This is a genomic window from Roseofilum acuticapitatum BLCC-M154 (genome assembly GCF_030068475.1).
Classification (GTDB): Bacteria; Cyanobacteriota; Cyanobacteriia; order Cyanobacteriales; family Desertifilaceae; genus Roseofilum; species Roseofilum acuticapitatum.
The window spans coordinates 22,916-43,570 of the sequence record NZ_JAQOSP010000004.1 but is presented as its reverse complement, the minus strand read 5'-3'; the positions used below and the strand labels follow the sequence as shown (position 1 = coordinate 43,570).

The 20,655-nt window shown below is 46.4% G+C and carries 22 protein-coding genes and 1 pseudogene; 12 read left to right on the top strand and 11 right to left on the bottom strand.

Annotated features, from left to right (window positions below; all coding sequences use genetic code 11):
- Positions 1-378 precede the first annotated feature (378 nt).
- From PMG71_RS00585 to PMG71_RS00570, 4 genes are all read right to left on the bottom strand, one after another.
- Positions 379-1,470, bottom strand: coding sequence for an S-layer homology domain-containing protein (locus tag PMG71_RS00585; RefSeq protein WP_283751686.1), 1,092 nt, complete (start codon positions 1,468-1,470; stop codon positions 379-381).
- A gap of 3 nt (positions 1,471-1,473) precedes the next feature.
- Complete coding sequence (locus PMG71_RS00580) at positions 1,474-3,126, bottom strand: EAL domain-containing protein (protein ID WP_283751685.1); 1,653 nt, start codon at positions 3,124-3,126, stop codon at positions 1,474-1,476.
- A gap of 290 nt (positions 3,127-3,416) precedes the next feature.
- Positions 3,417-3,761, bottom strand: a complete 345-nt coding sequence (locus tag PMG71_RS00575) for a hypothetical protein (protein ID WP_283751684.1) — start codon at positions 3,759-3,761, stop codon at positions 3,417-3,419.
- Positions 3,762-3,794: 33 nt separating this feature from the next.
- Positions 3,795-4,589: an ABC transporter ATP-binding protein gene (locus PMG71_RS00570; protein ID WP_347179159.1), complete on the bottom strand. Its 795-nt coding sequence runs from the start codon at positions 4,587-4,589 to the stop codon at positions 3,795-3,797.
- 148 nt (positions 4,590-4,737) lie between these two features.
- On the opposite strand from PMG71_RS00570, the gene PMG71_RS00565 reads away from it, so the two are divergent.
- Both PMG71_RS00565 and PMG71_RS00560 read left to right on the top strand, forming a co-directional pair.
- Positions 4,738-5,805 carry a hypothetical protein gene (locus tag PMG71_RS00565; protein WP_283751682.1) on the top strand — a complete coding sequence of 356 codons (1,068 nt, stop codon included), beginning with the start codon at positions 4,738-4,740 and terminating at the stop codon, positions 5,803-5,805.
- Between the two features lie 32 nt (positions 5,806-5,837).
- Positions 5,838-6,134 (top strand): hypothetical protein, encoded by a 297-nt coding sequence (locus tag PMG71_RS00560; RefSeq protein ID WP_283751681.1) that lies wholly within the window; start codon positions 5,838-5,840, stop codon positions 6,132-6,134.
- Between the two features lie 19 nt (positions 6,135-6,153).
- On the opposite strand, the gene PMG71_RS00555 is transcribed toward PMG71_RS00560, so the two are convergent.
- The 4 genes from PMG71_RS00555 to PMG71_RS00540 all read right to left on the bottom strand — a co-directional run bounded on the left by PMG71_RS00555 (position 6,154) and on the right by PMG71_RS00540 (position 9,357).
- On the bottom strand, positions 6,154-6,480 hold the full coding sequence (locus PMG71_RS00555; protein ID WP_283751680.1) for a hypothetical protein: 327 nt from the start codon (positions 6,478-6,480) through the stop codon (positions 6,154-6,156).
- A 57-nt stretch (positions 6,481-6,537) separates the two neighbouring features.
- The gene (gene crtD, locus PMG71_RS00550; protein WP_283751679.1) at positions 6,538-8,070 is read right to left on the bottom strand and encodes a C-3',4' desaturase CrtD; all 1,533 of its coding nucleotides are present in this window, start codon (positions 8,068-8,070) and stop codon (positions 6,538-6,540) included.
- Between the two features lie 192 nt (positions 8,071-8,262).
- Positions 8,263-8,445 (bottom strand): hypothetical protein, encoded by a 183-nt coding sequence (locus tag PMG71_RS00545; protein WP_283751678.1) that lies wholly within the window; start codon positions 8,443-8,445, stop codon positions 8,263-8,265.
- 93 nt (positions 8,446-8,538) lie between these two features.
- Complete coding sequence (locus PMG71_RS00540) at positions 8,539-9,357, bottom strand: hypothetical protein (protein ID WP_283751677.1); 819 nt, start codon at positions 9,355-9,357, stop codon at positions 8,539-8,541.
- A gap of 145 nt (positions 9,358-9,502) precedes the next feature.
- Between PMG71_RS00540 and PMG71_RS00535 the strand changes: the two genes are divergently transcribed.
- The 4 genes from PMG71_RS00535 (at position 9,503) to PMG71_RS00520 (ending at position 12,605) form a co-directional block, all read left to right on the top strand.
- Positions 9,503-9,733, top strand: a complete 231-nt coding sequence (locus PMG71_RS00535; RefSeq protein ID WP_283751676.1) for a DUF433 domain-containing protein — start codon at positions 9,503-9,505, stop codon at positions 9,731-9,733.
- Positions 9,730-10,095 (top strand): DUF5615 family PIN-like protein, encoded by a 366-nt coding sequence (locus tag PMG71_RS00530; RefSeq protein WP_283751675.1) that lies wholly within the window; start codon positions 9,730-9,732, stop codon positions 10,093-10,095. Before PMG71_RS00535 ends, PMG71_RS00530 begins: the two co-directional genes overlap by 4 nt.
- 268 nt (positions 10,096-10,363) lie before the next feature.
- Positions 10,364-11,689 carry a M16 family metallopeptidase gene (locus PMG71_RS00525; protein WP_283751674.1) on the top strand — a complete coding sequence of 442 codons (1,326 nt, stop codon included), beginning with the start codon at positions 10,364-10,366 and terminating at the stop codon, positions 11,687-11,689.
- Positions 11,690-11,729: 40 nt separating this feature from the next.
- Complete coding sequence (locus PMG71_RS00520; protein WP_283751673.1) at positions 11,730-12,605, top strand: fructosamine kinase family protein; 876 nt, start codon at positions 11,730-11,732, stop codon at positions 12,603-12,605.
- Here the strand turns inward: PMG71_RS00520 and PMG71_RS00515 are convergent.
- Both PMG71_RS00515 and PMG71_RS00510 read right to left on the bottom strand, forming a co-directional pair.
- On the bottom strand, positions 12,600-13,634 hold the full coding sequence (locus PMG71_RS00515) for a M42 family metallopeptidase (RefSeq protein WP_283751672.1): 1,035 nt from the start codon (positions 13,632-13,634) through the stop codon (positions 12,600-12,602). The genes PMG71_RS00520 and PMG71_RS00515 overlap by 6 nt on opposite strands.
- Positions 13,635-13,644: 10 nt before the next feature.
- Positions 13,645-15,138, bottom strand: a complete 1,494-nt coding sequence (locus PMG71_RS00510; RefSeq protein ID WP_430540985.1) for an ammonium transporter — start codon at positions 15,136-15,138, stop codon at positions 13,645-13,647.
- A 301-nt stretch (positions 15,139-15,439) separates the two neighbouring features.
- On the opposite strand from PMG71_RS00510, the gene PMG71_RS00505 reads away from it, so the two are divergent.
- Genes PMG71_RS00505 through PMG71_RS00490 form a run of 4 tightly spaced genes read left to right on the top strand, consistent with a single transcriptional unit; the run spans position 15,440 to position 18,651 of the window.
- Positions 15,440-16,114 (top strand): response regulator, encoded by a 675-nt coding sequence (locus PMG71_RS00505; RefSeq protein ID WP_283751670.1) that lies wholly within the window; start codon positions 15,440-15,442, stop codon positions 16,112-16,114.
- A gap of 24 nt (positions 16,115-16,138) precedes the next feature.
- On the top strand, positions 16,139-17,530 hold the full coding sequence (gene pyrE, locus PMG71_RS00500) for an orotate phosphoribosyltransferase (protein WP_283751669.1): 1,392 nt from the start codon (positions 16,139-16,141) through the stop codon (positions 17,528-17,530).
- A gap of 59 nt (positions 17,531-17,589) precedes the next feature.
- Positions 17,590-18,060, top strand: coding sequence for a tetratricopeptide repeat protein (locus tag PMG71_RS00495; protein WP_347179158.1), 471 nt, complete (start codon positions 17,590-17,592; stop codon positions 18,058-18,060).
- A 21-nt stretch (positions 18,061-18,081) separates the two neighbouring features.
- Positions 18,082-18,651 carry a Uma2 family endonuclease gene (locus tag PMG71_RS00490; RefSeq protein WP_283751667.1) on the top strand — a complete coding sequence of 190 codons (570 nt, stop codon included), beginning with the start codon at positions 18,082-18,084 and terminating at the stop codon, positions 18,649-18,651.
- Positions 18,652-18,901: 250 nt separating this feature from the next.
- On the opposite strand, the gene PMG71_RS00485 is transcribed toward PMG71_RS00490, so the two are convergent.
- Positions 18,902-19,459, bottom strand: coding sequence for a Uma2 family endonuclease (locus PMG71_RS00485; RefSeq protein WP_283751666.1), 558 nt, complete (start codon positions 19,457-19,459; stop codon positions 18,902-18,904).
- 14 nt (positions 19,460-19,473) lie between these two features.
- Between PMG71_RS00485 and PMG71_RS00480 the strand changes: the two genes are divergently transcribed.
- Together PMG71_RS00480 and PMG71_RS23765 are read left to right on the top strand one after the other, a co-directional pair.
- Positions 19,474-19,605, top strand: a complete 132-nt coding sequence (locus PMG71_RS00480; RefSeq protein WP_283751665.1) for a hypothetical protein — start codon at positions 19,474-19,476, stop codon at positions 19,603-19,605.
- Positions 19,606-19,726: 121 nt separating this feature from the next.
- Positions 19,727-20,230 (top strand): annotated as a pseudogene (locus PMG71_RS23765) (class I SAM-dependent methyltransferase); the annotation flags it as partial.
- Positions 20,231-20,655: the final 425 nt, after the last annotated feature.

The following is a 20,655-nucleotide window of genomic DNA, read 5'->3' as shown; positions in this document are numbered from 1 at the left end:
AGTGGTGGATAACCCCGTTTGGCCCCTAGAAGGGAGCGGCCATCTTCACACCAGTTTGTTGAGAAGTTGGGATAGCAAAAGCCCGCTATACCTCGATCCTCAAAGTTAGCGATAGAAGAATGACTCTTCTGTTAGATTAACGCGATTCTCTAGCACCTCATCAGGATAAAGAATAACTAGAGGGTTGAAAGAGGGCGTTTTTCCTGATGGAAATAGTCAGAAATTTGTTGCAGTCCGAATAGGCCCGGTTCGGGTGATAGATGCGCCCTAGGGACTGTCTGTTTAGACTGAATCTAGATTGTCGGGATCGGATTTATCCCAATCTTGAATCTAGAATAACCTGAGAATTAGGTGAAGCTTGTGGGAAAAGGGGAGAAATTAAGGATTAATGCGATAGGGGGACTCCACTTCGGGAGCTTGATTGGTTTTCACTAGCCCTTGATAGATGAGGGCTGCTACTTCTGCACGGGTGGCAGGTTGGTTGGGACGCAGTTGCCGAATTTGAGGATAATTAACCACTATCTGCTGTTGAGTGGCGATCGCCACTTTTTCTAAGGCATAATCAGGAATTTCCTGGCGATCTTCATATAAAGCTAACATTAGATCTCGATCCACCTCTGGTACTTCCCGTAATAAATTGGCTAAACTCACCAGCACTTCAACCCTTAAAATCCGCTCTTCTGGGCGAAAGAGATCCCCTGGATAGCCCCCCATCAGTTGGGGAATAGTTGTGGCCACATATTGAATGGCTCCCTGGGCCCAAAAGTCTTGGGGCACATCTCGAAAGAGAACGCGCTTACGCACTTGGGGGAGATCGAAGGTTTTCTGGAGCAAACTGGCAAACTCGGCGCGGGTGACTGGGGTATCGGGGCGAAATGTGCCATCAGCAAATCCAGACATCAGATTACGCTCAACTAAAACAGTGATAAAGTCCTGGGCCCAATAGTTATCGGGAATATCGGTAAAGGAAGTCTGTGCTGGAGAAGAGTCAGAAATGGGTCTAAAGCGCATTTGTCCGGTTTCTCCATTGTGACGATAAAACAAGTACAGTTCTCCATCGGAGTTAATTTGGTAACGCTCTACTTGCCCTAATTGCTCTAAAAATTGGTCTTCTTGCTGGGAGAGGTTGCCACAGGCTTTGAATGTGCGGCCGAAGGGAGCGGACAGGATGAGGCGATAAAACTCCGTTTCGCTGGCGCGATCGCCATCGACTTGGTAGCTAGAGAAATAATTATTACATCCACCAAAGCCACTGACCTTACCCTCTTTGAACATCAGGGTAATTGGCTCTTGGGAAAGGGGACGCTCGGTAGTATCCCCTTGAGTCCAATCGATCCATTGCCAAGAGGTGCTATCTAGGGATGGGGAAAGTTGGGCCAGATGGAGGTTCGGACTTAGGGTGATGACCATAAGGGCAGCGATAAAACTCCGTTTCGCTGGCGCGATCGGCAGAATAGGAAATAGAGACATAATTTAGAATCGTTGTAGTAAACGTCCTTTGAGCGATCGGAGATCGTAGGATTGTTGATATTGGATTAAATCACAGTTATGGCGCTGTAAAAACCTTTGCTGTTCCTGGGTAGCAATTCCGGTGGCGATCGCCTTCAATTTCCAGTTATGGCACAATTCAATCATGGCTTTAATCAGGGGCTGATTTTGCTGAGGGTATTGAATTAAGCTCTCATCGAGTTTCAAGGCATGGAGAGGTAAGGAACCTAAGTCCTTAAGAAACTGATTGCCCTGCCCCAAACCATCAATGGTAATCGAAATTCCTCGCTGTTGGAGCGATCGCAAAGTGGCTGCCATTTGATTTTGATTCTTGGCGCTGAGTAAGGTGGTTGCTGAAAATTCTAGGTCTAGGCGAGCCGTAGGAAAGCTATGGGTTTGACCGATGCGATCGATAATAGCGAGTAGGTCTTCACTAAAAAGCTGTTCAGATACCCGCAGGGCAACACGCAGGGGCTGTTTTGTACCCTGGATCGTTTTCAGTTGTTGACAGGCTTGCTCTAAGATCCATTGGTCTAACACTAAATTTAATCCGCACCCTGTGGCTAATTCGGATAATTTTTTAGCGGGTAGGTTACCCATCTGGGGATGTTCCCAGTGAAGGCTGGCAGCTACTGCAATGCATTGGTGTTTTTTGACCTCAATTCTGGGTTGGTAGCGGACTTGAAATCGGTTGGCTAACCAGGCTTGGTAAAAGTCTTCTTCCAGTTTGAGGTCTCTGGTTTGGTCAAGTCCGAATAGGGGGGGAACATAGACACGATAATGGTTACCGCCTAAGCTCTTGACATTACCCAGGGCGATACTCGCTTGCCGTTGCAGCTCGTCAAAGTTAGGGGCTGTGGGATAGAAACTGATGCCCATACTGCCAGTGACGATCGCTGTATGATGGCCGATGACCAGAGGTTGGGCAATCTCTTCTAAAATCCGTTTGCCTTGCTCTGTGGCCACCGTTTGATCGGCGACTGGGGGTAACATTACGGCAAATTGGGCCCCATTGCCTTTAGCCACTTGGCCGCCGAGGGATTGGATCGACTGAGTGAGTCGTTGGGCGATCGCTTTTAAGACCTCTTCTCCTTGACGATGACCAATGGCTTCTTGAATTAGCTCAAGACGGTCTAAGCCGATCAGCATAAAGGGCACTAGAGAACGGCTGAGGTTACTTTGGGCTACGGCTTGACTAAAGAAGCCTTCCGGTTGGCCAAGGGTGCTGATTTGGGGCAGCCCAGTAAGCGTATCGTACTGTTCGAGTTGGGCCGAGCGCTCTAGGCGAGCGGCGATCGCCTCTAATAGTTCATCAGGGGTGAAGGGCTTGATCAGATAATCATCGGCTCCTAAGTTCATCCCCACCCGCAGGTCTTGTCGTTCTCCTTTGGCGGTGAGGAAAACGAAGGGAACGGTTGCTGTAGCTGGATTTTGGCGCAGGGCACTTAAGACTCCATAACCATCAAGTTCGGGCATCATGACATCGCAGAGAATCAGGTCTACTCGATGGGAAAAGGCCAGTTCTAGACCGAGGCGACCATTTTCGGCACTCAAGGTTTCAAAGTCTTCGGCTTCGAGAAAATCTACTACATTACTGATAATTTCTGGATTATCTTCAATTACAAGAATACAAGTCATGATTCAATTAAAAATTAAAAATTTCCCTGTCGCCGACAGCCGAAAAAAGTAACAATCATAGCCACCGTCTCGGCGGTGAGGACTTTCTTTAATCTTAACAGTGGTGTGAGTCTGATTGGCAGGAATGGGGGGTTGGCAAAAGGACAAAGCCTGAGAGACAGTTGGCTCTATGGGGAGCGATTGGGTACAGTTGAAGCGGATAGGAGAGGCAGACCTGCTCGGAGCGATCGCCGCAGCCCCATTTTTAGCTCGTCAGCATAAAACCAAAGGTGCAATCAAAAAAATGGGGGTTAACTCGGTTCGAGAAAATCATAGAGAATTTCATCGGGTTCATCCTCTATATCGTCATCAATTTCGGGCATAAAAATAGTTTCTGAAACGGGTGTTTTTTGGTTGGATGTATCTTTGAGTTGTTGCTGTCGGATGACGGTAATCAGGGTATGCAGTTGATTGACGGTTTGCTTTAGAAGAGCGACTTCTTGTTCTAAGACAACCAGACGATCGCCGGAATTAGCGGCAACTTCTCCTAAATAAAGGGCGATCGCCTCTTGGACGACCTCTTCTGAGGTTTTTTGGCGATCGCTGGCGATCTGGGCGATCTTCTCTTGCCAACTGGGGTTCAGGTTTAGCTTCATGGTTCAATCCATCGAGGTGAACAGAAATGGGGATTATCCTAATAATAAGGAATCATCGGCCAATTCTTCCCCTTTAAGCTGATTAAAGCGCTCTAACAGATCCGCCACCTCTAAGCCTTCCCGTTCCTCTCCTGCGATATCTAAAATAATCTGTCCTTCATGTAACATAATTGTGCGATCGCCCATGCTCAAGGCCTGACTCATGCTATGGGTAACCATGATCGTGGTTAAATGCTGCTCATGGACAATTTGGCGAGTTAACTCCAAGACGAAATCAGCCGTTTTCGGATCGAGGGCTGCGGTATGTTCATCTAATAATAAAACTTGAGTGGGCGCGAGGGTAGACATGAGCAGACTTACCGCTTGTCGTTGTCCTCCTGATAATAATCCCATGCGATCGCCTAATCTGCGCTCTAAGCCTAATCCCAAACGGGCTAACTGCTCCCGAAATTGGGCGCGACGACGGTTAGGAAGGGCTAATTTTAAGCCGCGAAAGCCTCCCCGTTGAACGGCTAAAGCCATATTTTCCTCTACAGTTAAATTCGCACAAGATCCCAAGAGGGGATTTTGAAACACTCTAGCGACTAATTTAGACCGTTTTTGGGTGGGCCATGAGGTAACATTGTGACCAGCAATATCAATGCGTCCAGAGTCCGGCAGGCGATCGCCACTAATTAAATTTAACAGTGTTGATTTTCCCGCTCCATTAGAGCCAATGACAGTGACAAACTGCCCAGCCGGAACACTCAAGCAAACCTGGCGGAGGGCGGGAGTTTCCAGAGCAGTACCGGGATTAAAGGTAACACAAGCGCGATCGATTTCAATCATGAAGAATTTTTCTGTTAAGCTTAAATTCAAGACTTAAATTTTATATCAGAGGCAAAGGGCGAGTATGTCTACTCAGCGAATACGTCGGAAGTCCTCTCAAAATCTGGGCACGGGTTCTAAAACACCTCGGTTTAGTCCCTCTCCTATCATGTCTCGAAAACCCACACCCATACAACCGACTGGCGATCGTCAACCCTTGGCTCAACGAACACCCGATGGGGCGAATTTTGAGTTACAAACCGATCAGCCCCCTAGGGAACTGGCTCCAGATATGCAAGCTAAGATCGATCGGTGGAAAAGCAACATCCCGCTTCAGTCTCCCTCTGCACTAAATTTCCCCATCCAGCGCTATCCCCTAGGAGACCACCATAATCTATGGTTTTCACACCCCCTTAATCGCCAATCGACTCAATCCTCAATTCAACGGGCTGATGGTGATGAAACAGATACATCTACACCCACCACTGCAACGCCAGCTCCCACCACGACTGAAGATACAACGGTAACAGCACCGGTTGCGACCTTGAAGCTCTGTGCAGATGTGGAAACAGCAGATCGGAGTAGATTGGGGTTAACAGACCTCGCTAAGGCGAATGTGGGCCATACGTTTTTGAAGCTCAGTTATAACAATCCAACCGATGTGCCCGATGCTATGCGTCAACCGACTAAACGATTATTGCAGTCGCCAACCGGTTCTTCTTTTGGGTTTTATCCTCTGATTTACAGAGCCAGTACATGGACGTATGATAGCACCGCACGGATGAAGCGTTTAGAAACTCCAGGGAGTGGAACCAGTCTCGATCGCCGTCATACTGGCTTTTCACTAAATCCGAAAAAATGGGTTCCTGGGCGCGTGGAAGAACCGGATATAGCCCATGCTTCTAAGGGTGAAAAATCTTATGCGTTAACTCAGCCGGAAGTGGATGGCTTGATGGCATATGTGGAAGCGAAAAAGGATGCTAAGTATAATTTATTTAAGTATAATTGCACCAATTTTGCGGTAGAAGCAGTTAAATCTATTGGTAAGTCTGCACCGAGTGGAGCGGGTCAATATGGAGATATCATGCTTCCCAATGCCCTGTACAAGAATTTATTGGCTTTATCTCGATCGGGAGATGCGGATGTGACGTTAGGGCCTCTAGCTCCGGGAGACTCGGAAGATAAGAAGGGAGATAAAAAAACGAGTAAGAAAAGTTCGATTAAGAAAACGACATAGGAAATAGGTAGGGGGAGGTTGACCTGAAGATCATGAGTGCTAAACCGATTACGTTTGAGGCGATCGCTACGGTGGTGGAGATGGCGATCGCAGATGTGAGTAAGAGAGCGGGAGTAAAAAACTTAAAAACCTATGTCACGGTTCGTCTGGAGCAAGTTCTGCCAGCCGATATTGCTGAACAGGTTAAGATGGAGACTCTCAATTTTATTTACCCGACTCAAAAGGGGGATGAGCAAATTCAGAGTGGGGATAGGGTGCAAGTGACGATTATTGCTAACGATCTATCCCAACCGGATTGGTTTCGGATGACGAAAATGGTGAAAATTTGAATGTGCTGTTCGGGAAGGTTCATTCATCGGTAGAATCGTTTTGCTGATTCTGTTGATTAAGCAGGACATCGAGTATACGGCGATTTTCTGTTTGCAGTCCGCGAATCTCTTCTTGATGTTGTAGCATAATGGCGTATTGCTGTCGTCTTTCTTCCCCTGCTTCTGCTAAGGCATTGGCTAAAGCTTGAAGGATACGAGCATTGCTTTCGATCAGGCGATCGTGTCTTTCGATGGCACGGGCATTGCTTTCAATCAGGCGATCGTGCTGGCGAGCTGTATTGAGCAGATCGGATACCTGATCGGCTAAACGGTCTAACCGTTCATCATTCCAGCGCTCTGTACTCATAGATATTTCTCCTTCGATCTACGTTTGAATATGAGTTCAATTTTACTTTTTTTCTGATTAGCTGGACGCGATCTCAATCTGCCGAACGACGGTTAGGGCAGAATAGGATACGCCTGCGGTTCCTTCTCCGGGGTGGGTGGAGTCTCCGACGAGCCAGAGGTTACCGATGGGGGTGCGGTTGGCAAAGCCGAAGGGGCCGAAGGTGGTTAGGCGTTGTCCCATACCGCCGACGATGCCGCGATCGCGCCCTGTAAAATGGGCAAAGGTTCTCGGTGTGGCGGCTTCGACGTGGATAATAGTCTCTGGAGTCAAGTGGAAATACTGACTTAAACGGGCGATCGCCGCTTCGGTAAATTGTTTCTTCAGTTGCTCATAGTCTGCACTGTTCCACCATTGCTCTGTATCTGTAAAGGAAGAAGCGGTAATGGTGGCTTTTCCGTCTGGTGCGCGTCCATCTCCGGGATGACTGACGGAGACAAAGAGGGAATTATTCTCACCAATGGGGCCATCGGGATCGTACAAAAATTGTAGGTGGGGCGGGCAATTTTCAGGAATAGCGGCTTGTTCGACTCCCAGATAAACGACAAATGCGCCACTGGGTGAGGGGACTTGCTTTAGGCGCTGGCTATAGCCGTTGGCGTATATTTTGGTGGCTAGATCGTCAGAGTTTAAAAGTTGCACTAAGTTGTGAATCGTGACATTAGCAACAACATGATCCGCGTTTTCGCTCCAAGTTTCTCCAGTTTTCAGGTTGCGAATACGCACGCCGGTAACTCGCCCATTTTTGGTTTCGATTTGCTCGACAGTGTGGCGCATGAGCAGGGTAGCGCCATCTCGTTCTAGGGAAGCGACGAGGCGATCGCTCAAAACTTGCATACTCCCTTGTAAATGATACAGCCCTTGAGGTTCCTGGGAAACCCCCAGAGCGGTTGCAGCATACAAGAGAGCGGTTTCCGTGGTATCCACTTGGGAATAGAGTTTCAGTTGCAGATCGAGGAAGGTTTTCAGGCGATCGTCTTTTCCCACCCCCATCAACCTCAGTGCATCCCACACCGTCAACAGGGCAAACGGCACAGTAATCAACGTATCCGGGCGCATCGCCTGCACCAGTTGCCACAAATCCCACCAATCACGCGGAGGCAGCACCGGATCTCGCCCCTGAAACCGCCAACTCGCTTGAAATAGCGTATTCATCAACTGCCAAAACGGTTCGCTTCCCGGAAACTGTCGCTGCCGTTCCTGTTGCCATTTCAGAGGATCTCGCCACACAGAAATCGGTTCTTTTTCCCCCGGCAAAAACACCGCACAAGCCGGATCGCAAGGCGTTGCCTCCGGTAGTTCGATCTCCAATTCCTGAAAAATCCGATGATGAATTCCCCCCGCCTCTAACCCCGCCACCTGCGTCGCTCCCACATCAAACGTAAACCCGCGCCGCTTAAACGTGGAAGCACATCCCCCCGGCACAATGGCTTGATCCAGGATCAGCACCGAATACCCCCGATGAGCCAGGAGCGCGGCGGTAGTTAAGCCGCCAATACCCGCACCCACAACGATACAGCGAGGTTTGGAGGAGGAGTGAGACTGAGCCATGATCTGAGCAGTAAACAAGGGAACATTAACGATTGTAACGTTTCGTTAAGTTTTTAGGGGACTATACATCCGGTTAGAGGGTATAACTAGCGGGCAAGATGCCCGCACTCCTCCAATCCTTTGATATTAATGGAGTGGGAGCGTCTCGCTCCCTAGCTCCTTCGATTTAGAAACGATACCGATTTTCTGACGTTAAGCGCCCAAGACACTCAAGAGGTTGAGGAGTTCCTGTAAAATTTGGGATGCTGCCCAAAAAAGATAGACTCCAAACAAGAAGAAAAAGCTCAATAAGCACAATCCATTTCCAGTTTCTTTCCCAATGAATAAGACTGTTCCTAGGAAAATGCCAAAGATAATGTTAAGAATGATATTCATTGAGTTGACCCCCAAATCAAGGACTTCTCCAACCTAACCCCTACAACAATGCCTGTTTTCAATCTTGTTCCAGATGTGAAGTTTTGTTAAGCTTTAATGGTATGTACCACATTGCTTACAACCTTGTTTGAGGATTCCGTGATGCCATTCATAGCTACGCACTTTGCGACTTGCTCTACTGGCTACTTTTACAGCTTCTACAACTGTAGGAATATATTGATTGAATTTAGATTTAAAGTCTCGATCAACCAAGCTCAATAATGAACATTGCAATAAGGAAGAAAAAGTAACTCCTGGTTTTGAGAAATGAAGGTGAGAAGTTTGGCGGCGTAGTTCTTGCTTGAATTGCTGAGACAAAGAAAATCTTCCGAGACGGTAATCTTCCAGATATTTAGTGAAAAATACACACATATCACTCCACTTTTTTTTAGAAAAAGAGCTATAATGTAGTGAATCCTTAAAATCACTATTCGCATCATCTATCAGGGACTGAATCAGCAAATCGCATCCAGAATTGAAATCAGTATTTGGAGTTACTGATTTGATCATTTGATCTACAATCAGTAGACCACAAGACAAACCCTTTCTCCTCTCTCTGTCGAGAATAGTGTTAGCTTGTTCCAGACGAGTATAAAGTGCATTAAAGAGTTTCAAACGAGCATGAATTTCTTGAACAGACAACTGAAATAAAGCTTGCTTTTGTTGAGTGATTTCTCTTCGATCAACTTTCTCGTCAAGGGGATAATACCCTTTGACTAGATAGCTACTCTTCCAAGCTTCTGCTTGTAATTCATACATCGATCGCAGTTGAAACCAATATTCCTTTTGATCTGGAGTCATGAGATCGGGCTGATACAGTTCATCAGAAGGAAGACAACGAAGAGTATCGTAAATTTTTTGTAGATCGTTCATAAGTATTTTTATATGTGTTACTCAGTTCATGTGAGGAGGTAAATATATGGTATCATATATTTTATGTGAATATTCGGGAGGCTATAGCCCTTTATCTAGAACCAGATAAAATTGAACTAAAATAAGGAATCAAGGAATAAGATCGATGAATCAACTTACCCGCATTACAATTAACCCAGAAGTGATGGGCGGAAAACCTTGTATCCGAGGAATGAGAGTCACGGTAGGGATGATTTTAGGTTTAATGGCAACCGGTGCTTCTCATGATGAAATTTTACAAGCCTATCCTTATCTAGAACCTGAAGATTTGAGAGAATCTTTAGCTTATGCTGCCTGGCGTGTTGAAGAGATAGAACTTTCTTTAAGTGCCTCATGAAAATTGTGATTGATATGAATCTTTCACCCGATTGGATTGATGTTTTTGGAAAGTATGAAATTAAGGCAATACATTGGTCATCGGTGGGCAATCCAAATGCAACAGATAGAGAGATTATGCAATGGGCAAGTGACCAGGGCTATATTGTTTTTACCCATGATTTAGACTTTGGTGCATTACTGGCAATAACACAGGACAATAAACCGAGTGTTATCCAAGTTCGCACACAAAATGTGTTACCGATTCATTTGGAAAATATCGTTATTCAAGCTATTGAGAAAAGCCAAGATTTATTGCAATCCGGAGCATTGGTAACGATTAATGAATCTAAATTAAGAATTCGTATTTTACCGTTTTCATGAATGATGACTAGCGATCGCACGGTAAAAATCTCATCAGCTTTCAGATAAAATGATTTCTAAACCACCCCATCTGGTTACCTGAGTTCATCAAAGACATTCTACAACGGGAGTGCGATCGCCCCAAATCCCAGATATCTCCCTCTCCCACCAGCCAACTCCAACCCCCCAAAGTTAACGATCTCTAAAACGAATCGAGCAATACACACCAGTTTTAGCAGAAGTGTTTACCATAGAAGAAGAATCTTGTACCTTGTGATACTTTTCTTCAATGACTTCAACCCTGCTTAGGTCAGCTACTCCAGCACGGTGCATCGCTCCCACGGTGCGTCACCTGCAAAATGGCTTAACCATCGTCGCCGAGCAAATGCCAGTGGATGCCGTGAATTTAAGCCTGTGGCTCCCCGTCGGTTCTGCGGTAGAATCAGACCCTATCAATGGCATGGCTCACTTCCTAGAGCATATGATCTTCAAAGGCACACCTAATCTATCCCCAGGTGAATTTGAGCGCCAGATCGAAGAACGAGGAGCCATCACCAATGCCCTGACGAGCCAAGATTACACCCAATTCTATATCACGACCGCGCCTCAAGACTTTATAGACTTAGCACCCCTGCAATTTGAGGTGGTTTTAAACGCCAGTATCCCTGATGAAGCCTTTGAACGGGAACGCTCGGTGGTGATTGAAGAAATTCATCGCGCTCAAGATAATCCCCGTCGCCGAGTCTATCAAAAAGCGATGGAATTAGCCTTTGAAACGCTTCCCTATCGTCGCCCGGTTTTAGGCCCAAAAGAGACGATTGAAACCCTGAAACCGGAACAAATGCGGGACTTTCATCAGCACTATTATCACCCGCAAAACCTGACTGCTGCGGTGGTGGGCAATCTGCCGGTAGATGAGTTGATCCAAATTGTGGCGGATAGTTGCACCCTTACGGTAACTGGGGAACGGTTGAAAAACACAAAAACGGTTCTACCAACATTAGGGCAGTTGTCAGACGCTGCCCCTTTTAATGGTTTGAGTGAAGCACCGTTTACGACGATTGAGCGTCGAGAGTCTGTCGATCCGAGTTTACAACAAGCACGGTTGGTGATGGTGTGGCGAGTGCCGGGTGCTTTGGCTCAGGAAAAAACTTATGCGTTTGATGTTCTCAGTTCTATCTTGTCTCAAGGACGGACTTCTCGGTTGGTGCGCCAGTTGCGGGAAGAACGGAATTTAGTGTCGAGTGTGGTGGCGGCGAATTTAACTTATCATAACCAAGGGTTGTTTTATGTGGCGGCCCAGTTGCCGACGGAGCATCTAAAAGAGGTGGAAGAGGCGATCGCCGAACAAATCGCATCCCTAAGCTATAATCTGCAAGATTCAGAACTGCAACGCATTCGCACACAAGTGGCAAACCGGTTTATCTTCGGCACAGAAACACCGAGCGATCGCGCTAATCTGTATGGATATCATCAAGCCATGCTCCAAGATGTTAACCTAGCGCTGAATTATCCCACTTGTATTCGCTCTCTAGAAGTGGAAGATCTACAAGGGGCTGCCCGTTCCTATCTTTCTCCAGAAGCTTATGGTATCGTCACCATAAAACCCGAATAATGGGTCTGTGAGCATCAATTGTGCAGCATCAAACTGAGCCATGTGGAATCTAATTGCCAATCGCATCAGCGAAGTCACTAACCAACCCTTTGAAATCCAATCCCATCGCTCCGTTGGTGGCGGTTGTATCAATCAAGGGTATCAAGTTCAGGGAAGCGGCGATCGCACCTATTTTGTCAAACTCAATCGCGCTGTGGACATCGAAATGTTTGAAGCAGAAGCCTTGGGTTTACAACAAATGCAGGATACCCAAACCATCCGCGTTCCGGCTCCTCTTTGTACGGGAGTGGCAGGCAACTCGGCCTACATTGTCTTAGAATGGTTAGAATTCGGGAGTGGAAAATCCCAATCTTGGGCAGAAATGGGGCGAAAATTGGCGTATCTGCACAGTGCCCAACCGCCCCGCCCAGAATTTGGCTGGGATCGCAATAATACCATTGGCTCTACTCCCCAGATTAATACTTGGACAGCCGATTGGGTAGACTTTTATCGGGAACATCGATTAGGCTATCAATTCCGATTAGCCAAACGGCGAGGGGGAAATTTTCCGCAGCAAAAAGAACTGTTAGAAGCCCTTCCCGAACTGTTGCGGGATCATCACCCCCAACCCTCCCTAGTCCATGGGGATTTATGGTCGGGAAATGCCGCTTGCTTGGTGTCTGGAGAACCAGTGATTTTCGATCCAGCTACTTATATTGGCGATCGCGAAGTTGATTTAGCCATGACCGAATTATTTGGCGGTTTTCCGGCTTCTTTTTATCAAGGCTACCATCAAGTTTTACCCCCCAATCCGGGCTATAATATTCGCAAAACTCTTTACAATCTTTATCATATTCTCAATCACTTTAATCTGTTTGGCGGCGGCTATGCATCCCAAGCCAATAGCATGATTCGGCAATTAATGAATCATTCATAGGCGATCGCAATAACTGACCAGGACTTCTAAACAATTGGCGATCGCTCCTAAATGGGCAATTTCATAGCCGTGGGTATTCTGGGTGGGGAAGCCCAAACAGGCTCCACGAGCCACATGGCCAAGTTTCATGGCAATGGAGGCATCACTACCAAAGCTACTTAAAATCGCCCGTTGAAGGGGGACATTCACCCCATCGGCTGCCTGCTGTAACTCCCTATTTAAGCCTTCATCGTAGAGGCCATAACTATCTTGGGAGAGCAAAACCGGAGCGACTCCATCAGCAATGGGATATTCGGGCGCTAAGGGACAAATTTCTAGGGCAATTAAGGCTTCTAACTGATGACGCTGGCTGAAATATAAAGCGCCTAGTGCCCCCACCTCTTCCTTAGCCGAAGCCACTAAATAGACATCAAGGGCAGGTTCTTTGACTCGCTCGGCTAAAGCCAAAAGAATGGCTACCGAAGCCTTATTATCTAAGGTATAGCTGGCAATATAATCCTGTAATCGTAGGGCCTGCTTACGCTGTTTTCCCACTACTACGCGAGTTCCTGGACGGACTCCAGCTTCCTGCAATTGCTCCTGACTCAGTTTGGTTTCGATCCAAACCTTTTCCCACTCTACCGGCTGGGTTTCCTGCTGGAGTTTTTGGGGAGATTCATGGGAAACATGGCGAGAGCCAAAACTAAGGATACCGGAAAGAGTGCGGCGATCGCCCAAAATATCAACCACACCCTCCCCATACACCCAAGGAAACGAGCCTCCTAGTCGAGCCACCTCCAACCGTCCCCCTGGTTTAAGCCGCTTGACGATGGCCCCAATTTCATCCTTATGGGCTGTAACGGCGATCGCCCGGCTGCGATCTTTACCCGGAATTTTAGCCACCACATTATCAGCCCAATCTACCTTGACCTCGACTCCCAGACGCTCAAACTCAGCCAACAGAAACTGAGTCATCTCCCCCTCGACTCCACTGGGAGAGTGGAGCATCACCAGATCTTCAATCCGTTTAAACCAGCTATCCCAGTCCATCAATCTCTGTTCAATCCTGCTCTTTTATAAATCCACTATAGGCTTCCATACTATGTTCGCTCAGATCTAAGCCCTCTTGTTCCTCCATGGGAGTTACTCGTATCCCCACTGTAAAACTCAAGGTTAACCATAACAACAAACTAAAGGCAATCATGGCAAATCCCACTGCCAACACCCCCAATAACTGATTGAGGAATTGGGAATAACCGCCCCCAAAAAATAATCCTGCCAATGGGCCGTTCATGTCGCTATACCAAGGATAAATATTCGGCCCCACACTAAAGAGTCCCAGTGCCAAGGTTCCCCAGATCCCACAAACTAAATGGACAGAAATGGCTCCTACTGGGTCATCAATGCGCCATTGTTCCAAGTAGACCACTGAAAAGACGACGATGATGCCAGAGGTTACACCAATGGCGATCGCACTCGCAATATGGATATAAGCACAGGATGCCGTCACTGCCACCAAGCCCGCCAAAATGCCATTAATAATCATGGTCAGATCGGGTTTGCCAAAATAGCGCCAAGACACTATCGTGGCTGTTAATCCACTGGCGGCGGCTGACATATTGGTGGTTAGAATTATATGAGTAATGGCTTCTGGATCGGCTGTTAAAGTTGAACCGGGATTAAATCCAAACCATCCCAACCACAGAATCAGACAACCTAGGGTAGAAATGGCTAAATTGTGACCAGGAATAGCCGAAATTTGCCCATTTGGATACTTATCCATGCGCGGCCCTAATAAAACTGCCCCCATAAAAGCCCCCCATCCCCCCACAGAATGAACGACGGTCGATCCGGCAAAGTCCCAAAACCCTAGTTGGGCTAACCATCCATCGCCCCAAATCCAATGGCCAATAATGCCATAGGCTAATCCGACTAAGCCGATACTGAAGAGGATGAAAGCAGCAAATTTAATCCGTTCAGCTACTGCTCCAGAGACAATGGTGGCGGCCGTACCGGCAAAAGCGAGTTGGAAGAAAAATTTGGCTTTTAGGGGAATCGCGGCCCAATCTAGGGAACGATAGATGCCTTCATAGGCTTCACCAATGGCTGGACTATTGTCAGGCCCACTTAAGAAAAACCCTTGCACTCCAATGAAGGGGTTACCATCGCCAAACATTAAGGCAAATCCCGTGGCCCAAAAGGCTAGAGAAGATAAGGCGAATACAATCAGATTTTTTGCTAAAATGTTGACAGCGCTTTTGTGACGGCAAAAGCCCGTTTCTAGCATGGCGAAGCCAGCATTCATAAAAAATACCAGCACTCCAGCAAAAATTACCCACAGGGTATTAAGCACGATTTGGATTTGATCGGGGATGTCACTACTTGAAGTGCTGGGGGTCTGAGCCTGGGCGATCGCCTGCCATCCAAGAGGTATTAAAGCCGTCATTATTCCTAAACTTACCCAAAACCAAAGGGAGTATTGCTTAATGCTGATTGGGGGCTGAGTGGGTTTCTTTGAGACTTTTGCCTCAAGCTGTAAATAGGGTTTTCTCATTTCTTAAATATACGGATTTTGGGTAAACTATTTAAGTCTCATTAACAACTGAATAGAAGAGTGAATTCTCTCACCGTGGGAAAACCCTAGGGAAAAGGAATCCACCTGAGCCATCTCAAATTTGATTGTGCATGAAAGATCTGACCATTAAATGAATTAAATGATACAGAATTTTTGTGCTGTTTTCTGTTACACCGATCGTAAGGAATTCCTTAAAAACCGTTAATCAAAAGATTAAAATATAAACTTAGCTTATACTTTACAATTTTCTCTACTCTAAATCCATTTGTCTAATCCTTCCATGACTAATCCAAGAGCGACTGTTCTTTTATGTCAACCCTCCGATTTCCAACGGTGGATATGGCAAAGAGTGTTAATCTGCCAAAACTTGGCAGTAATCCTGGCAGCATCTGCCGCCAATGTATTGGAAATGCTAGAAGAGATCCAATCTAGCGATCGTCCGCAACCGGTGGTGATTCTCATGGATCGACAAACTCCAGATTTAGAGCCAGAAGGATTCTGTCGCTGTTGTCAAGAGCAAGATCCAGAAATTGGGGTGATTCTGCTAGAGAGTACAGATCCGGAAGTGACTCATTCCCAACGGCAAGCGGCGATCGCCTATGGAGCGCTGGATATTCTACCGCCTTTTGAAGCGGATACTCTAGCGCTTAAAGTGATTGCGGGCATCAAGAAAGTTCTATTGGCTCTGGGAGGATTAACGATTCACAACGATCCCCTGGTTTCTTGTCTACTAGCCTTAAAACAGGACATGGAGAACAGCCAATCGCCTCCCTCCCTGGAGAGTGCCCTGAACTCTGACGAATCTTTAGAGAGTGCTTCTCATTCGTTTGCTGCATCTGAACAGAATGGAGAGAGTCCACCTCGTCTGCAAGCTGTGCCTTCTGTGCAGAAGCCAGAGCAAAATGATGGGGAAAAAGCCCGTCATAAACGAGTTTATCGAGGCCGAGTATATTAGGGTGCTGTTTGAGCAGGAGGCATAATGACTTTTTGGCACAAGTATGAAGGGGCGATCTCAAAAACGGAGAGTCTGCTCTACGCGAATCTCGATCCGGATTTAGAGCAGGATTTACAGGAGAGAATTTCCCAAACTCAGGATCTCGTGTGTGCCTATACCTTGAATTTGGGCGCGTATCAGATTTTAGGTGCTGAGGGAATACGTTTACTGCAATCGATTCGGCGATCGATTCCTGTTTCTATTCCGATTATTTTGGATGCCCAATATAGTAATTTAGAGACGAGTACCGGGTTTGCGCGGTTGGTGTTTGAAACTTGGGAAATGGATGGCTGTACGGTACTGCCCTATGCGGGTTTAGACCAAGTGGCTCCGTTTTTGATGTATAGCGATCGCCTGGTGTTTGTCCTCTGTTATACGGGTAATCCTTCCGGCTCTGTTCTCCAAGATTATCCCCATAGCGATACCCCTCTCTATCTCCATCTCGTTGAAGCTGCCCAAAGTTGGGGCACACCCGATCAACTGGCTTTATCCCTAGGGGAGGTGATGCCGGATGTGCTGGCACAAGTCCGTCTTATCGCTCCAGAACGGTTGATTTTATTGACGGATTATGATAGCATTTTCCCGGAGATTACGGAAATTTTAGATGCGGGTTTGAATAGCAGTGGGGATGGCTTATTACTGCCGATTCCTCCAAAAATATTCGCAGAAAAAAAACCTAGGGAGGCGATCGCCGATTTACGCGACAAAATCAATCAAGAACGACAACAAAAACTCGAAGGTCGTCCGACTTGCGAGCTATGGGTTCCTGATGTCTGTTTCTTGGACGCTACGCCCTATCGAGATTTGATCCTGCAACTCTATGATATTGGCTGCATCACGTTTGGGGATCATGTGCAAGCTTCTGGTCAAGTGTTTCCCTACTACATTGACCTGAGAAAAATTATTTCCTTGCCGCAAATTTTCCATCAAATTGTTAGCGCCTATGCTGATATTTTGAAGACCTTAGAATTTGACCGCATTGCTGGAATTCCCTACGGAGCTTTACCCACCGCCACGGGATTAGCCTTGCGCCTAGAACATCCGATGATTTATCCTCGCAAAGAAGTAAAAAATTATGGGGCAAAACGGTTAGTTGAAGGCCATTTTGAACCGGGTGAAAAAGTGGTGGTGATTGAGGATATCCTCATTACTGGACGCAGTGCCATGGAAGGAGCGGCAAAACTGAAATCGGTGGGATTAGAAGTGGAAGATATTGTGGTGTTTATCGATCATGAGCGGGGAGTGAAAGAGAAACTGAAAGAAGAGGGTTATTGTGGCCATTCTGTCTTAACTTTATCGGAAATTGCCCAAACTCTGAAAGAAGGGGGACGGATTACAGGGGATCAGTATGAATCCTTGATGAGCGAACAGGCCTGAATTTGGCTCAAAACTCGAAAAGGGTAATACACTAGAGAAAAGGACTCTTGTGGAAAACCATGCGCGATCCAGAATTAGATGGTTTGCTATCCGATCTCCAGAGCGACTCTGAACCAGTGCGCGAACAAGCAATTCAGGAGCTATGGCGGCGCTGGTTTAACCAGAAGGGACTGATGGGTTTAAAGCGACTGCAACAGGCTCAGAGAGTGTTGGATGCGGGTCAATTTGATAGAGCAGAAGAGGTGCTAACGGAAGTGATTCGCGATTGGCCGGATTTTGCGGAGGCTTGGAACCGGAGAGCGGTATTGTATTATATGCGTCGGGAGTATTATAAGGCGATCGCCGATTGTGAGGAGGTGGTGCGCTTAAATCCGAGTCACTTTGGGGCGCTCCATGGCTTAGGATTATGTCATGCGGCTCTGGCTCATTATCGGGAGGCGATCGCGGCGTTTCGTCAAGCTTCGGAAATTGTTCCCCATGCGATCGAGAATCAGCGCCTCATCCTCGAATGTACGGCTCGGTTAAGTTAACGCTCTACATCTCTTAGAAACATGGTGACTCTTAATCTCGATCCCATCATTCAACTCACCCCTGAGCAATTTTATCAACTCTGCCAAGAAAACCCAGAAGTTAAACTCGAACGCAGTGCAACGGGAGAACTCCATATCATGCCCCCCACAGGTGGCGAAACGGGCCGTGTGAATACTAAACTGATTGTGCAACTGGCCTTGTGGAATGAACAAACCCAACTCGGTGAAGTGTTCGACTCTTCCACTGGGTTTCATTTACCCAATGGCAGCGATCGCTCTCCAGATGCAGCTTGGATTACGAAAGAGCGTTGGCATAATCTTACCCCAGAACAACGGGAAAAGTTTCTCCCCCTGTGTCCTGACTTTGCGGTGGAAATTCTGTCTCCGAGCGATCGTTTGGCTAAAACTCAAGCCAAAATGCAGGAATACCTCGATAATGGTTGCCGTCTCGGTTGGTTGATTAACCGCAAACAGCGCCAAGTGGAAATCTACCGTCCCGCACAACCCCTAGAGGTGCTAGAGGCTCCCACCCGTGTATCGGGAGAAGAGGTTCTGTTGGGTTTCTCCCTAGATTTGACTGCCATTTGGTAGGGGGCGATCGCCGATTGTGATATCAAATCTGAATAATGTCAGTTATGATATGTCATTGCGAATGGAGCGAAGCAATGAAGCAATCTCAAACATCTCGGTAGGTAAGAATGTAGGTTGGGTTGAGGAACGTTTCGCTTCGCGACATGAACATGTCGGCTTTGCCGAAAACCCAACACCCGTCTGACGAAAGTTGGGTTTCACTTCGTTCAACCCAACCTACAGTTTTAAGCTTGCCAAGCCACTACAACTACTACAATATTTTTTGCAAAGCGACGGTAAAACCCGGAATCACATCTTCTCCTTCTAGGATTGCATTCTCTGGATATTGCGTAATCGAACCATCAGCACGATAAACAAAAGCACGACGGTTGATGCGATCGATTAACCATCCTAATTTCACCCCATTGTCGATATATTCTGCCATCTTTGCTTTTAACTTAGTTAAGCTATCCGTCTTAGAACGAATTTCAATGACAAAATCAGGGACTATATCGCAAAATTCGTCTTCTCCAGTATCCCATCCCTCTGGGAGACGTTCTCTGGCAATAAAAGCAGCATCAGGAGAGCATAACGCACCGTTAGGGAGTATAAACCCCCCACTCGAACTAAAAACTTCTCCTAACTCATGAGAGTCTACAAAGGCGAATAAATAAGCACCTGCTTTTAGTTCTCGATTACTAGAGATTTTTCCGGTTGGTGGCATTGTGATTAAAGTTCCATCGGCCTTGCGTTCAAATCTCAGTCCGGGATTTTGGGAACTGAGTTGCATTAATTCTGCATCGGTAATGGGTTTAATGGCTAGGGTCATGATAGCGCGATCGCATGGGTTTACTCGTTTCCTCTCATATTAACCGACTTGGCTGTGGAAATTGTCTCAGAGGCGATCGCCTAGCCACAACCCAAGCTAAAATGCAAGAATACCTCGATAAGGTTGTCCTCTCGGTTGGTGGATGAACTGAAAACAGCCCCCAGAAGCGCTAGATGCTCCCACCAGTGTATCAGCCACAGAGGTCTTGCCAGGCTTCTGCCTAGATTTGACCGGGATTTTGTAGGGGGCGATCGTTTTTCTCAGTCAATGGGGAATACTGATCGGTATCAACAGACTTCAATTGAGAATCGGGTAGAAGGAACAATGCTAAGTGAATCCAATATTGCTGAATGTCAAAGTAAGTTTAATCTCAGCTATCATGTCTCCTTTGCCCATATCTGTCAAGAGTTAGTTGGTTTTGCCGGGAAAGATGTTTTAGAAGTAGGGGGGAGTCTGCCCCCAGAATTCGTTTTTAACTATCTTGATGTAAAATCTTGGTCAGCAATCGAAACACCAGACTATGAAGACTCTCTCCAGGAAGCAGGAGGACTATCTCATGCAGGCACTATTCTTTACGATCTCAAGGATATTTCTCAATTGGGATTTAAAGACAGATCTCTAGAAAAATATAACTTTTTCTTAGCCAATATAGAAGACTTGCCCCCAGAATATTACGAAAAATACGATCTTATTTTTTCCATTGCCACTTTCGAGCATATTCATAAATTACCGGCTGCCTTAGATAAAATGTTTCTGGCTTTAAAACCAGGGGGAAAACTCTTCTCACTATTTGCACCCATATGGTCATCCAGTGATGGGCATCATTTACCCAAAATAATAGATAAATCTGGGCAAGTTTTTGAGTTTTCCAATTCACCCATTCCCCCTTGGGGTCACTTATTAATGAGACCTCCAGAGCTATGCAGTTATTTGTGTCAATATACCGATAAAGAAACAGCCGACTTAATTGTATATTATGTTTATAATTCCCCTCATATTAATCGTTATTTCACAGAAGATTATTTAGATTTTATTGGAGCTAGTCAATTCAAATCTATTCAAACGCAAGTCATGTTTGAAGGTTCAATTGATCAAAGAATACAAGAGAAATTAGAAAATTTATATCCAGGTCGAAAATCGTTCAAAAATAATGGTTTGTTGACTATTCTGGAAAAACCCAAAACTCAATTAACTAA